We start from the raw sequence: 14,539 nt of genomic DNA on the forward strand, positions 1-14,539 counted from the left end.
TGAAGATGATCGGGATGAAGAGAAGGGAAGCAGACGGATGGAAGTGAAAGATTGGCAACGACCCTATGTGATCGGGGTAGCCGGAGGCAGTGCCTCAGGCAAAACCACAATTGTCCGCAAATTGCGCGAAACGTTTGGGGATGACTTGGCCTTGATCAGTCATGATTTCTACTATTGGGCACACGATGCGATGCCCATGGAGGAACGGGTCAAACTCAACTACGACCATCCGGATGCGTTTGATACAAAACAGCTCATCCGTGATATTAAAGCCCTGCGCAGCGGACAGGCGGTGGATTTGCCAATTTACGACTTTACCATTCACACGCGTAAAAAAGAGACACGTCATGTCGAACCGCGCGCCGGCATTCTCGTCGAAGGCATTCTTATCTTGGAGGATAAGGAATTGCGCAATTTGATGGATCTCAAGATTTTCGTTGATACCGATGCGGATGAACGTCTTTTGCGCCGCATTCTGCGCGATACGAAGGAGCGTGGACGCAGTCTGGAAAGCATTCTGACCCAGTATTGCACCACAGTGAAACCCATGCACGAAGAATTTGTTGAGCCAAGCAAAAAATACGCTGATGTCATTATCCCGCGCGGTGGTGAAAACATCCCCGCAGTGGATATGCTCATTCGTCACATTCAAACGATGCTGCACCGGGAAGGATAGCAGCGAAACGCGATAAACCGGTGCGTTTTGGAATGATATAAGGAAGGCGGCCTGTCGGGCCGCCTTCTTCTGTTTCTTCTTCTACTGCTGTTGCTTATATAGTTGCCCGCCGCAGGCGGACACCTTCTTGGCGTGCGTATCCCATGTTATTTTAAGAAACGGCAAATAACATGGGGTGGCACGGTAGATTTTTCGAGGTTTTACCCCATGCTATTTTAAGAATGCAGAAATAACATGGGGTACCGCGGCCGTCTTTTCGAGGTTTTACCCCATGCTATTTTAAGAAACAGGAAATAACATGGGGTATTTGCGTTTTTTTCACCCCATGTTATTTTTCAAATCGAGAGATAACATGGGGTAAACCAGTACTTTTCGAGATTTTTCACCCCATGTTATTTTTTAAATCGAGAGATAACATGGGGTAAACCAGTATTTTCAAGATTTTTCACCCCATGTTATTTTTTAAATCGAGAGATAACATGGGGTAAACCAGTACTTTTCAAGATTTTTCACCCCATGCTATTTTTAAAATGCTGAAATAACATGGGGCACCGCAGCAGTTCTTTCGATATTTCGCTCCATGTTATTTTCAAACCAACAAATAACACGAGGCGCTGCGTTTTGACAACACAGCGCCTCGTGGAAGCTGCCTTTTAGGCAGGAGCATTTCTAGTTTTTCTTAAAATACGCTTTTGCGGCTTCAAACAGTCGCAAATCTTTGACCTCGGGGAGGTTCTGATACAGATAGCGACCGGTGCGTTCGCTGTGGCCCATCTTGCCGAGGATGCGTCCGTCGGGTGAGAGTAAGGCTTCGACAGCGCCTTGGGAGCCATTGGGGTTGTAAGCGATGTCCATAGAAGGCTCGCCATTGCGATCGACGTATTGACCGGCCACCTGTCCTTCCTCAAAGAGCTTTTGCAGGAGGGCGGGATCCATGTCAAGACGCCCTTCGCCATGGGAAATGGGCACGCGGTAGAGATCGCCGGGGGTGACATGTGAAAGCCACGGAGAGCGATTGGTCACAATACGTGTGTTAATCACTTGCGATTGATGGCGGCCGATGGTATTAAAGGTCAGAGTTGCCAGCTCTGGCGTCGGCGGCATGATGCGGCCGTAGGGCAGCAGACCCAGTTTTACCAATGCTTGGAAGCCGTTGCAGATACCTAGGATTAAGCCGCCGCGGCGATCCATTAGATCGGTGAGGGCTTCGGCCAGGCGGGCATTGCGGAAGAAGGCATTGATGAGCTTCGCACTGCCGTCGGGTTCATCGCCGCCGGAGAAGCCGCCCGGCAAGAAGAGAATTTGCGCATTGCGAATGGCATCGGCCATGGCATCGACGCTTTTTGCGATATCATCCGTGGTTTGATTGCGGATGATTTGAATGTGCGGGGTGAGACCGGCGCGCGTGACATAGCGTGCGGAGTCGACTTCACAGTTCGTACCCGGGAAGACAGGAATGACCACACGGGGTGTTGCTTTTGTGCCCGCAAACGAGCAAACAGTAGGAGCGGGGTGAGAAGCGGCATAATCCTTGGCCAGCGCAACGGCGTTATGGGCTTCAACGCTCAGTGGTGCCGGTTGGGCATCCGGCGCTGTCGGAAAGATGTCTTCGAGAGTGGAACGGCGCAGGGCTTCCATAGCAGCCAAATCAATCGTTTCTTGCGGGAAGGCAAGCGTATAGTCTTTCGTCGTAGTGCCCAGGTCGGTCACCGTAAAGGCCTCTGCCTGCAAGTCTTCTGCGCTTAGCGGATGCGTTGCACTGATAAGGAAGCTGCCAAAAGCAGGCTGCGTCAAAAGATCCGGCGTTACGGCATCGTTAAGCTTTGCACCGATGCGGTTGCCGGCGGCGGAAAGGAGGAGCGCCTCCATGAGTCCGCCATAGCCCAGAGCCCAGGCGCTATGGACGCCTTCTTGTTGGGTGAGCTGTTCGACGGCATGGAAAAGGGCATGAAGCGATGCTTTTTCCGGCAGGCCATCGGCATTCCATTGCGGCGTTAAGAGCAGCAGATGATCGCCGGCGTTTTTCCATTCCGGGGACAGGACGCGTGTAGCGGAGTCCGTCGTAATGGCAAAGGAGACCAACGTAGGCGGTACATCCATGGATTCGAAAGTGCCGGACATGGAGTCTTTGCCGCCGATGGAACCGACTTCAAGATCCAACTGTGCCTGCAGGGCACCTAACACCGATGCCAATGGCTCTGCCCAGCGTTTGCCGTCGGTGCCCGGACGTTTAAAATATTCCTGGAAAGTCAGGTAAGTCTGCTTCCGATCTGCTCCGGTGGCCAGCAATTTAGCCAAAGATTCCACAACGGCCAAGTAGGCGCCATGATAGGGGCTCTTTTCGGAGACTTCCGGAGAGAAGGCCCAAGACATATAGGAGGCCGTATCGGTTTCACCCTCTTCCAGGGAAATCTGATGCACCATGGCTTGAATGGGCGTTGCGCGATAGGTACCGCCATAAGGCATCAGGACGGTGCCGGCGCCGATGGTCGAGTCAAAGCGATCGACGAGGCCGTGGCGATCCGCGTTTTGCAGGTCTTTGGAAAAGGCAGTGAACAGGTCGGAAAGCTTGGTCGCTGGCGACGCTTTTGCGTTTTTCGGCGACCAAGAAGTCTTTTCGGCCGGAATGGAGATGTGCTTTTCGGCGCCGTTGGAATCCAGGAATTCGCGCGATAGATCCAAGATGCGCTGTCCCTTCCATTCCATCTGCAGGCGTGGATTGGCCTGAATCTCCGCCACGACAGTGGCTTCGAGATTCTCTTGTGCAGCAAGCTCCAAGAAGCGTGCTTCGTTTTCGGCAGCAATGACCACCGCCATGCGCTCCTGTGATTCGCTGATAGCCAGTTCTGTCCCGGTCAAGCCTTCGTATTTCTTTGGTACGCGATCCAGATGGATGAAGATGCCATCGGCCATTTCACCGATGGCTACCGATACACCGCCCGCACCGAAGTCGTTGCAACGCTTAATCATTCGCGCGGCTTCGCCGTTGCGGAAGAAGCGCTGTAATTTACGCTCTTCCGGGGCATTGCCCTTCTGGACCTCTGCACCGGCCGTTTCGACGGAGTGCAGGTTGTGAGCTTTGGAAGAACCGGTGGCGCCGCCCACGCCGTCGCGTCCCGTGCGACCGCCCAAGAGAATGACGATATCGCCGGGCTTTGGCGTTTCGCGTACCACGTTTTTCTGCGGAGTGGCGGCTACGACAGCACCGATTTCCATGCGTTTGGCGGCATAGCCCGGATGATAGATTTCATGCACCATACCGGTAGCCAGACCGATTTGGTTGCCGTAGGAGGCATAGCCCTGTGCCGCTTCGGTCACGATTTGTCGCTGTGGCAGTTTGCCTTCCAGCGTTTCCGAGAGCGGCGTGCGCGGGTCGGCCGCCCCGGTGACGCGCATGGCGGCATAAACATAGGAACGGCCGGAGAGCGGATCGCGAATGGCGCCGCCGATGCAGGTGGAAGCGCCGCCGAAGGGCTCGATCTCGGTCGGGTGATTGTGAGTTTCGTTCTTGAAGAGCAACAGCCACGGTTCTTTTTTGCCATCGATGGTGACATCAATATGCACCGTGCAGGCATTGATTTCTTCGGAAACGTCTTCGCCGGTGAGTTTACCGTTTTGACGAAGCGCCCGTGCGGCCAAAAGCGCCATGTCCATAAGACAGATGGGCTTGGTATCGCCGGTTTCCTTGCGCAGCGAAAGATAGGTGTCATAGGTTTTCTGCAACAGCGGATCCGCAAAAGACACGTCGTCAATAATCGTACGGAAGGTCGTATGGCGGCAATGATCGGACCAATAGGTATCAATCATGCGAATTTCGGTTTCGGTCGGATTGCGCTTTTCCTGCCGGAAATACGCCTGGCAGAAGAGGAGATCGTCATCGTCCATAGCCAGGCCCATATCACGACGTAAGACATCCAACGTTTTGGCGTCTGCTTCGATAAAGCCATCCATGGTCGGGACGGGCCCCGGTGTCTGCACGGGCGCTTGTAAGGTTTCGGGTAGCGCATCGGAAGCTTCGCGCGACTCCACGGGATTAATCAAATGCTTACGGATGCGACGCAGGTCCTCCTCCGAGAGGGAACCGGAAAACAGATAAATATTTGCTGTTTTTACCTGCGGTGCCTCCACACGAGAGAGCAGGCGCAGACAAAGTGCGGCAGAATCCGCTCGCTGGTCAAATTGACCGGGCAAGGGCTCGACGCTCAGATGATGTTCCGCGTTCGGCAAGGTTTCCCACACCTGATCGACTGTCGGATCGGAAAAAACCGTAGCGATGGCGTCGCGAAACACGTCTTCCGGCACGCCTTCCACATCGTAGCGATGCAGGATGCGTACGTCCTCGAGCGAAGCAATCTGCACAAAATCGCGCAATTCTTCCGCAAGCGCTCGCGCCTCACGACGGTGCGCCGATTGCTTTTCGACATAAATGCGGTGAATCATGTCATTTCCTTTCCAGCGCTTTAAGCGCCTTCTGTCCGATATCCTTGCGGAAATACTTGGTACGGAAGGTCACCTGATCAGCCGTTTCATAGGCTTTCGCAATCGCCTCTTCCAATGTGGGCGCCGTTTCCACTACGCTCACCACGCGTCCGCCGTTTGTATAGTAGGTGCTGCCCTTTTTACGCACCCCGGCACAATAGATTTTGTCGCGCAGGTGGTGTGGCAGCTTGATCTCCACATTCTTCTCGTAGGACTTCGGATAGCCTTCCGAAGCCAGGATTACGCAGCAGGAGGAATCGCTGCTGAATTCCACCATCTCCGGGGTCAGAGTCTCTTCTGTGACCGCGCGGAAGAGGGTATAGAGATCACTCTTCAGCAGGGGCAAAATGGCCTGGGCTTCCGGATCGCCAAAGCGGCAATTGTATTCCACGACCTTCGGTCCGTCTTGCGTGAGCATGAGGCCGAAGTAGAGGCAGCCTTTGAACGGCGTGCCTTCATCGCGCATGCCTTGTACCGTGGGTTCAAAGATGGTTTTGCGGCAAAGCTCAGCTACTTCCGAGGTATAGTAGGGGTTTGGCGCAATGACGCCCATGCCGCCGGTATTCGGCCCCTTATCCCCATCCAAGGCACGCTTATGATCCATAGAGGACAGAAGCGGCACGATGGTTTTTCCATCGGTCAACGTTAGCACCGTCACTTCAGGGCCTTCCATGAACTCTTCAATGACCACGCGATGGCCGCTTGTGCCAAAGGCATCCTCCTGCATGAAACGCGTTAAGGTTTCTTCGGCCTCTTCTAGGGTTTCTGCAATGACCACCCCTTTGCCGAGGGCCAGGCCGTCGGCTTTAATGACCAGAGGCAAATGGCCGGCGGCAGCTTCTTTTTCCACATAGGCTTTGGCCTTCTCTAGTGTTTCAAACGCTTCATAGCGTGCCGTCGGAATGTGATGGCGTTTCATGAATTCTTTTGCAAAGATTTTCGAGCTTTCCAATCTGGCAGCCGCCTTGTTGGGGCCGAAGCAGGGAAAGCCGGCTTCTTCGAAGAAATCCACCGCGCCGTCAGCCAGTTGATTATCCGGACTTACGACAATGTAGCCCACATGCTCGGTACGAGCAAAACGCGCGAGCAGAGGAAAATTATTGATATCAATGGGGAACGGGATGCCGCCGTCCATACCGTCGTTACCGGGCACACAGTAGATGCGCTCTACGCGATCATTTTTTTTCAATGCTTTGATGATCGCATGTTCGCGGCCGCCGCCGCCCAACACTAGAATATTCACTGTTTTCATCCAATCCTCCTTCTATGCGGAAGACAGACTTCCGTCGTTTTGTCGTCCGCTCTGACGACAGAGTAATAGAAAAACTTAATGATGGAATAAACGTTGATGCGTAAAGACCATCGTAAGTCCGTAATGATCCGCGGCGTCAATGACCACAGCGTCGCGTGTGGAGCCGCCCGGCTGCGCGATGTATTTCACACCGCTCTGTGCAGCCCGTTGAATATTATCGGCAAAGGGGAAGAACGCATCGCTGGCTAACGCCAGATGCGCCTCTTGTGCCAGATAAGCCCGGCGTTCTTTTTTGGTGAAAGGTGCGGGTTGTTGTGTAAAGTACGCTTCCCAATGTCCCGGCGCCGTCACATCTTCTTCGTAATCATGCAGATATTGGTCGATGACATTGTCGCGGGCAGCGCGCGAGAGATCGTCGCGGAAGGGCAGGGAAAGCACGCGCTCACTCTGCCGCAGACGCCAGGTATCGGCTTTATCACCGGCCAGACGTGTGCAATGAATGCGGGATTGCTGGCCTGCACCGACACCGATGGCCTGACCATCTACCGCAAAGCAAACCGAATTGGATTGCGTATATTTCAGCGTGATCAGCGCCACCAGAAGATCGCGCTTGGCGGATTCCGGCAAGGCCTTGTTTTTCGTGATGATTTCGTTGAGACTCTCGGTGGTAAAGCGTGCATCGTTACGCTTTTGCGTAAAACGAATACCGAACACTTCCTTGGATTCTGCAACGGGCGGCTCATAGGCCGGATCGATCTGAATAATATTGTAGCTGCCGTTTTTCTTTTGGCGCAGGATGGCCAAGGCCTCCTCACTGTAGCCGGGAGCAATGACACCATCCGATACTTCGCGCTTCAACAGATGCGCCGTAACAGCGTCCACCGGGCGCGAGAGGGCTGCCCAGTCTCCAAAGGAACTCAGGCGATCCGTACCGCGTGCACGGGCATAGGCGCAGGCTAGCGGCGAATCGTCCAGCCCCTCCACATCTTCCACAAAGCAGGCTTTTTTTAGCTTTTCGTCGAGCGGCAATCCCACGGCTGCTGAAGTCGGGGAAACATGCTTAAAAGAAGCCGCACAGGGAAGTCCTGTGGCGGCGTCTAACTCCCGCACTAATTGCCATGAATTCAAGGCATCCAAAAAGTTGATATAGCCGGGGCGTCCGTTGCATACAACAAACGGCAAATCCTTGCCATCCGCTCGGTCCAGCTTAGCCGGCAGTTGATTGGGGTTACAGCCGTATTTTAAGGGCAATTCCTTCATGCGATCCTCCTTCTATGGCGTGCGCGATTTTCGTAAGCGCTTATACGGAAAGCACAGCCTTGCGATCCGCATCATGATAGCGATGAATCAGCGGTTCAGCCACATTTTTTAGAAAAGCGTCCACTTGCTCCGGACAGCGTCCTATATAAGCGACCGGATCCAAGTGGTTACGAATTTCCTCTTCGGTCATCGGAATCTTGGGCTCATCGGCCAAACGTCGGATGAGGTCGTTTTTCCCGCCTTCTTTGACGGCACGAGCGGCCGCATGAGAATGGACACGGATAATTTCGTGCAAAACCTGACGATTGCCACCGCGTTTGACGGATTCCATCATGATATTTTCCGTTGCCATGAAGGGCAGCTTTTCCATCACGCGATGGTGTACCACCGGTTCGTAAACGGTCATGTTTTCCGTCACGTTCATATAAATATTTAAGATGGCATCGGTGGCCAGGAAGGCTTCCGCCACAGCAATGCGTTTGTTGGCCGAATCATCCAGGGTGCGTTCCATCCACTGCGTGGCGGCAGTCACCGAAGGATTCAGTGCATCCACCATGACGTAACGCGCAAGCGCTGTCATGCGTTCGGCGCGCATGGGGTTGCGTTTATACGGCATGGCCGAAGACCCGATCTGATCCTTTTGGAATGGCTCCTCCACCTCTTCAAAGGATTGCAGCAGGCGCAGATCGTTCGCAAATTTGGATGCGCTCTGGGCAATGCCGGAGAGTGCAAAGAGGAAGAAAGAATCGATTTTGCGCGAATAGGTTTGGCCACAAACCGGAATCAACCGTTCAAAGCCGAAGGTTTTGGCAATTTTTTCATCCAATGCCTGTACTTTGGCGGAATCGCCGTCAAAGAGTTCCAGAAAGCTGGCCTGGGAGCCGGTAGTGCCTTTTGCACCACGTAGCGCCAATTGGTCGATCTGGAATTGCAACTGTTCCATATCCATGGCCAGTTCGTTCATCCACAGCGTTGCGCGTTTTCCCAGGGTGGTCAGCTGTGCGGGTTGCAAATGCGTATAGGCCAAAGCGGGCACGCTCTTATAGCGTTCGGCAAAAGCACTGAGATTCACCAGCACCTGAGCGGCTTTATGCAGCAAAAGTTGAGAAGCTTCCCGCAGAATAATTAAGTCTGTATTATCGGTGACATAGCAGCTCGTAGCCCCCAAATGCATGATGGGAGCAGCCTTTGTGGCCTGTTGGCCGAAGGCATAGACATGGCTCATCACGTCATGACGTACCTGCTTTTCGCGTGCTTCGGCCACATCATAGTTAATGTCGTCTTTGTATTGCTCCATTTCCGCAATTTGCGCATCGGTAATGTCCAGACCCAATTCTTTTTCAGCCTTGGCCAGCGCAATCCACAGTCTGCGCCAGAGGCGAAACTTATGGTTGGAGGAAAATAAAAATTGCATCTCATCGCTCGCATAGCGAGTGGACAGGGGGGACAGATAACGATCGTGAGAATCCATCGTGGTTCCTTTCTTTGCCTGGATAGTTCAGGTGGGATTCGGTCATGCCGTGCCGGGCACGATTAAGAAAAGCGACTTTTGATAAAGTGGCGGACGGAGGCGCCGTCATGCTCTTCCACATAAAGAGCAATGCGATTTTCCGGGCTTAAGGCATCCCACAAAGCCGCTGTGAAAGCGGCAGCATCGCCATCCCAGGAGAAACGCAGCGGTTCGCCTTGAAAGCTTGGCAAGGGATTGCCATCGGTCACATACGTGGAGATGAAGCGACCCGTGCCGGGCTCTTTATCATAATGGAACGCCTGATAGCAGGCTTTCGTGCCATTTGCATCGGCGGCTTTCCAAATGGAAAGCTGCAAGTGATTTTCGGCCAGTAAACCGGAAATGCGCGGGGTAAAATGCGGACCGTCCGGCTCAAAGGTGCGCGATTGTAAGGCCGTATCAAAATCTTTGCCGACGGCCAAGCCGTCAAGAAGCGTATCCGTGTGATCACCGTTCGTTACCACCGTAACAGGCTCTCCGGCTACGCGGGTATGCGAGAGGGCACGGTAAATGATGAGGCTCGGATCTTCGAGTAGCGCCGGATCGTGGGCTTGCGTATAGAGGTCATTTCCTTCCAGGTGAAACACCCGATTTTGACTGTTTTGACTGCGCCCCATAATAAAGTAGGCGATAAGCGCATTGCCATTTGTGCCATGCGCTAGCGCAATGCCGCGACCGGGATAGGGGTTACCGCGTAGCAGCGTTGCCAGAGAGGGTGCTTTTTCCGTTGCGCGCGATCCACTTTGCACACTCGGCAGAAAAGCGGCGTATTCGGCTTCGGATAACGGGGCGGACAGAGCCTTTCCCGTCAGGCCATTGTGGAGACGAGACGCTATCGCATGCACGCAGGCGGGGAGTAACTTCCATTCTGCTTCGCGCATGACGCGCTGTTGCAAGCGTTCAGGGGTATCGTCGGCCAAAACACGGACGGCCTGTTGGGCCAGGATGGGACCCGCATCGGCTTGCGCCGTAACCAGATGAACCGTGGCGCCCGTCACTTGCACGCGATGGGCAAGCACCGCTTCATGGACGTGTTCGCCATAGTAGCCGCGACCGCCAAAGGCCGGCAATAATGCCGGATGAATGTTTAATACGGGAACGTGGCAGGCCTTGAGAAAATCAGCCGACAAGACACGCAGAAATCCCGCTAAGACAATCATGTCAACGGATGCCTCCGACAGAGCGTCCAATACTGCCTTTTCCCACGCCGTGCCGGGATAGTCCTTTATCGAGAAAGCACGGGCGGCAATGCCCGCATTTTTCGCGCGCTCCAGGGCATGGGCATTGGCGCGATTGGAAAAGACGGCCACAATTTCGCCGGGGGCAAGACGCCCTTCGCGTTGTGCATCTAAAAGCGCTTGTAAATTTGTGCCACCGCCTGAAACAAGGACGGCAAGGCGCACCGGACGGGAACTCATAGAATCACCTTTTCAAGCGAACGTACGACTTCGCCTAAGCGATAGGCTTCTTCGCCCTCCTCTTGGAGCACTTCGAGCGCCCGAGGCAGATCTTCTTTGGAAACGACGAGCACAAAGCCGACCCCCATATTGAAGGTATTGTACATATCGTGGGTGGTGACGTGCCCGGCTTCCTGAATGAAACGGAAGAGGAACGGCAGACGCAGCGCACCGCGCTCAATATTGGCGCCTAAGCCGTCCGGTAAGGCGCGCGGAATATTTTCATAAAAACCGCCGCCCGTGATGTGCGCCATGCTCTTGACCTTGACCTGCTTCATCAGTTCGAGAACGGGCTTTACATAGATGCGCGTCGGCGTGAGCAAGGCTTCGCCCAGCGTTTTACCGTCTAACGTCGAATAACGCGTGGTCCAGTCCGTGTTCTTATTGCCATCTAGAATTTTGCGCACTAAGGAATAGCCGTTGGAATGAATACCGGAAGAGGGCAAAGCGATGAGCTGATCGCCTTCTTGGACGTCATTTTTATCGATCATCTTTTTCTCGTCGACAAGACCCACGGCAAAGCCGGCCAAATCGTATTCGTTTTCAGGATAGAAACCGGGCATTTCCGCAGTTTCTCCGCCGATTAAAGCGCAACCCGACTGCACGCAGCCTTCGGCCACACCCTTTACGATCTCGGCAATGCGTTCCGGATCATTTTTTCCGCAAGCAATGTAGTCTAGGAAAAACAGCGGTACTGCGCCGCTGCAGAGGATATCGTTGACGCACATGGCAACGCAGTCAATGCCGATGGTATCGTGCTTGTCCAGTAAAAAGGCATATTTCAATTTAGTGCCCACACCGTCGGTACCGCTGACAAGAACGGGTTTTTCCATACCGGCAACTTCCGGAGCAAAGAGACCGCCGAAGCCGCCGATGCCGGACAGGACGCCCGGTGTGGTGGTGCGAGCGATATGTTTTTTCATCAATTCCACCGCTTTATATCCTGCGGTGATGTCTACGCCGGCTTCCTTATAGGCGGCGGAGGAGGATTGCCGATTCATCTCGTCCATTATTCTTCTCCATTCCAGCAATAGGTGCATAGTTGACAACGCGGCAGGCCGATGGCTTCAATGGTCCCTTCCAGAGTCTGATACTCCAGAGAGGAAAAATGAAATTGCTCGGCAATTTTATCGCGCATGGCGCGCCCGCGCTCGGTGGTGCCATCCTGGTATTCATCCAGGTGTTCAAACCCTTCTTCCCCTTCCAGGTCCATGATGACGCGGCGGGTGAGAAGCTCCATCTCATCGTTACTGCGTGAAAAATTCAAATATTTACAACTGAAGAGAATCGGCGGACAAGCTGCACGCATGTGGACGCTCTTCGCACCGTTGCGATAGAGGAAATCCACCGTTTCGCGCAGCTGCGTGCCGCGCACGATGGAATCATCCACAATCAGCAGATTCTTCTGATCGATGTAGTCCGTGATGGGCAGTTGCTTCATATGAGCCACGCGATTGCGTTCCGATTGCCGAGACGGCGTAAAGGAACGAGACCAAGTGGGCGTATATTTGAGCATCGGACGACCGAAAGCCACGCCGCTCTCAAAGGCATAGCCCTGCCCATAGGCCAGACCGGAATCCGGGACACCGCCGACATAGTCGAGCTCCGGAATCCCGCCATTTTTGCGATCATTTTCGGCCAGAATTTCGCCATTGCGATACCGAGACTGTTCCACGCCCTTTCCTTCATAGCAGGAATTGGGATAGCCATAGTAGGTCCACAGGAAAGCACAAATCTTCATATCCTTTTGCGGTTCAATCACGGTGGTGACGCGTGAAGATGTGATTTCTACCGCTTCGCCCGGGCCCAGTTCACGCAAGGTGCGATAGCCCAGTTTACGATAGGGGAACGGTTCGAAGGACACGCAACGGCCGTCTTCGTTTTCACCGACGAAGAGCGGAATGCGCCCGCGAAAATCCCGTGCAGCCAAGAGTGTGCCGTCGTCTTTCAAGATTAAAAGTGACGCCGTACCGTCTATACGACGCTGTATAGCACGAATGCCATCAATATAGGAATCTTCCTCCGCCATCATAGCGGCAATGAGCTCCACACTGTTCACTTGTCCGCCCGTCATGGCATCAAAATGCGCCCCGGGTTTGGCCAAATATTCCTGAATCAGCTCTTCCTTATTATTGATGACGCCAACAAAACAAATGGCAAAGGTTCCGTAACGGGAACGAATGAGAAGCGGCTGCGGATCATAGTCGCTGATGCAACCGATGGCCGAGGAAGCCTTCATCTCGTCAAAAATGGTCTCGAAGCGCGTACGAAACGGCGTATTCTCAATATCGTGGATTTCACGCTGGAGGCCGATTTTCACATCATAGCCCGCAATTCCGGCACGGTGCGTGCCCAGATGGGAATGATAGTCCGTTCCATAAAAAACATCAGTTAAAGCGTCGCCGTGACCGGCTACACCAAAAAAACCACCCATAGATTCTCCTTGCTGCTTAGCTGCGTGAGAAAAACTCTGCCCCTGTCAAAGGACAAAGGCAGAGTCCATACTGCCGGATCAGGTTACGCCTGTTCACCGAAGACGCGATGCATCATTTCTTTATAGGCATCTTCAACACCGCCCATATCGCGGCGGAAGCGATCCTTGTCCAATTTCTCATTGGTATCGGCATCCCAGAAACGGCAGGTATCCGGGGAAATTTCATCCGCCAGAACAATGGAGCCGTCTTGCGTGCGGCCGAACTCCAGTTTGAAGTCGACCAGTTTGACGTTTAATTTCAGGAAATAAGCCTTGAGTACTTCATTGACTTTGAAAGCCATTTCGCTGATGCGATCGAGTTCATCTTTGGTGGCTAGTTTCAGCGCCAATACATGATAGCGATTGATCAGCGGATCATGCAGATCATCATTCTTTAACGAAAACTCCAGCGTCGGCTCATCAAACACAATGCCTTCTTCGACGCCGTAGCGTTTGGCAAAGGAACCGGCCGAAATATTGCGGATGATGACTTCCAGGGGCACGATTTCCACTTTTTTGACCACCGTGTTGCGATCATCCAATTCTTCTACAAAATGCGTGGGAACCCCCTGCTTTTCCAGAAGCTGCATGAGAAAGTTTGTCATGCGGTTATTGATGGCGCCCTTACCGACGATCGTACCGCGCTTGGCACCGTCACCGGCAGTCGCATCGTCCTTGTACGAAACGATGACTTTGTCCTTTTCATCCGTCGCAAATACTTTTTTCGCCTTACCTTCATACATTTGTTCTAATTTTTCCATGGAATCCTCCTCATACTATTCTCACACTAATCCTACAGTAACGATGAACAAAAATAAAATTGCCGCAGACGGTGCGATGGCACCCCCCACGGCAGAGAGTTATTGCGCTTTAAATTTTTCACAGATGTTGCGGTCTTTTTCCAGAACGGCTTTGGCATCCTTTTCGCGCTTGTCATCCAATCGTTTGCTAAGCGCAGTATCCTCCAAGGCAAGAATCTGGGCCGCCAGAAGAGCGGCGTTCTTAGAACCGTTGATGGCAACGGTGGCCACAGGAATACCGGAAGGCATCATCACGGTAGCTAAAAGAGCATCCATGCCATCCAATACCTGAGAACTGCAAGGAATGCCGATCACCGGCAATGTCGTATTCGCGGCTACGGCGCCGGCCAAATGGGCGGCCATACCCGCGGCACAGATCAAAACGCCGAAACCGTTCTCTCGTGCGTGGATGGTAAAGTCGCGTGCCTCCACCGGTGTACGGTGCGCGGAAAATACGTGCACCTCGAAGGGAACTTCCAATTCCTTCAGGATACCGACAGCTTTCTCCATTACGGGCAGATCGCTGTCACTTCCCATGATCAAAGCAACTTTCTTCATGATGACTCCTTTCGAAAAACACCTGAAGCCGTGGCAGCAGGCAGTACCGGGCACCGTACGAAAGCACGGCGCAG

Annotated in this window: 10 protein-coding genes; 1 reads left to right on the forward strand and 9 read right to left on the reverse strand. The window is 53.4% G+C overall.

Annotated elements, in window-relative coordinates; all coding sequences use genetic code 11:
- Positions 1-37: 37 nt before the first annotated feature.
- A complete protein-coding gene (gene udk / locus BN98_RS06585) occupies positions 38-676 on the forward strand; it encodes a uridine kinase (protein ID WP_019190673.1) in 639 nt (212 codons plus the stop codon).
- Between the two features lie 669 nt (positions 677-1,345).
- On the opposite strand, the gene BN98_RS06590 is transcribed toward udk, so the two are convergent.
- The 9 genes from BN98_RS06590 to purE form a co-directional block, all read right to left on the reverse strand.
- Positions 1,346-5,116, reverse strand: a complete 3,771-nt coding sequence (locus BN98_RS06590) for a phosphoribosylformylglycinamidine synthase (RefSeq protein ID WP_019190674.1) — start codon at positions 5,114-5,116, stop codon at positions 1,346-1,348.
- Between the two features lies 1 nt (position 5,117).
- A complete protein-coding gene (purD, locus tag BN98_RS06595; protein ID WP_019190675.1) occupies positions 5,118-6,407 on the reverse strand; it encodes a phosphoribosylamine--glycine ligase in 1,290 nt (429 codons plus the stop codon).
- A 75-nt stretch (positions 6,408-6,482) separates the two neighbouring features.
- The gene (locus BN98_RS06600; protein ID WP_019190676.1) at positions 6,483-7,667 is read right to left on the reverse strand and encodes a phosphoribosylaminoimidazolecarboxamide formyltransferase; all 1,185 of its coding nucleotides are present in this window, start codon (positions 7,665-7,667) and stop codon (positions 6,483-6,485) included.
- 40 nt (positions 7,668-7,707) lie between these two features.
- Positions 7,708-9,138: an adenylosuccinate lyase gene (gene purB, locus BN98_RS06605; RefSeq protein WP_019190677.1), complete on the reverse strand. Its 1,431-nt coding sequence runs from the start codon at positions 9,136-9,138 to the stop codon at positions 7,708-7,710.
- Between the two features lie 62 nt (positions 9,139-9,200).
- A complete protein-coding gene (purN, locus tag BN98_RS08225) occupies positions 9,201-10,595 on the reverse strand; it encodes a phosphoribosylglycinamide formyltransferase (RefSeq protein WP_019190678.1) in 1,395 nt (464 codons plus the stop codon).
- Entirely contained in the window at positions 10,592-11,644 is a 1,053-nt protein-coding gene (gene purM / locus BN98_RS06620; RefSeq protein WP_019190679.1) for a phosphoribosylformylglycinamidine cyclo-ligase, read from the reverse strand. The genes purN and purM overlap by 4 nt, the downstream gene beginning before the upstream one ends.
- Complete coding sequence (locus tag BN98_RS06625; protein ID WP_019190680.1) at positions 11,644-13,068, reverse strand: amidophosphoribosyltransferase; 1,425 nt, start codon at positions 13,066-13,068, stop codon at positions 11,644-11,646. Before BN98_RS06625 ends, purM begins: the two co-directional genes overlap by 1 nt.
- 83 nt (positions 13,069-13,151) lie before the next feature.
- Positions 13,152-13,868 (reverse strand): phosphoribosylaminoimidazolesuccinocarboxamide synthase, encoded by a 717-nt coding sequence (purC, locus tag BN98_RS06630; RefSeq protein ID WP_019190681.1) that lies wholly within the window; start codon positions 13,866-13,868, stop codon positions 13,152-13,154.
- Positions 13,869-13,967: 99 nt separating this feature from the next.
- Entirely contained in the window at positions 13,968-14,465 is a 498-nt protein-coding gene (gene purE, locus BN98_RS06635; RefSeq protein WP_019190682.1) for a 5-(carboxyamino)imidazole ribonucleotide mutase, read from the reverse strand.
- Between the last annotated feature and the right edge of the window lie 74 nt (positions 14,466-14,539).

Source organism: Levyella massiliensis (genome assembly GCF_000308275.2).
In the GTDB taxonomy this organism is placed as follows: domain Bacteria; phylum Bacillota; class Clostridia; order Tissierellales; family Peptoniphilaceae; genus Murdochiella; species Murdochiella massiliensis_A.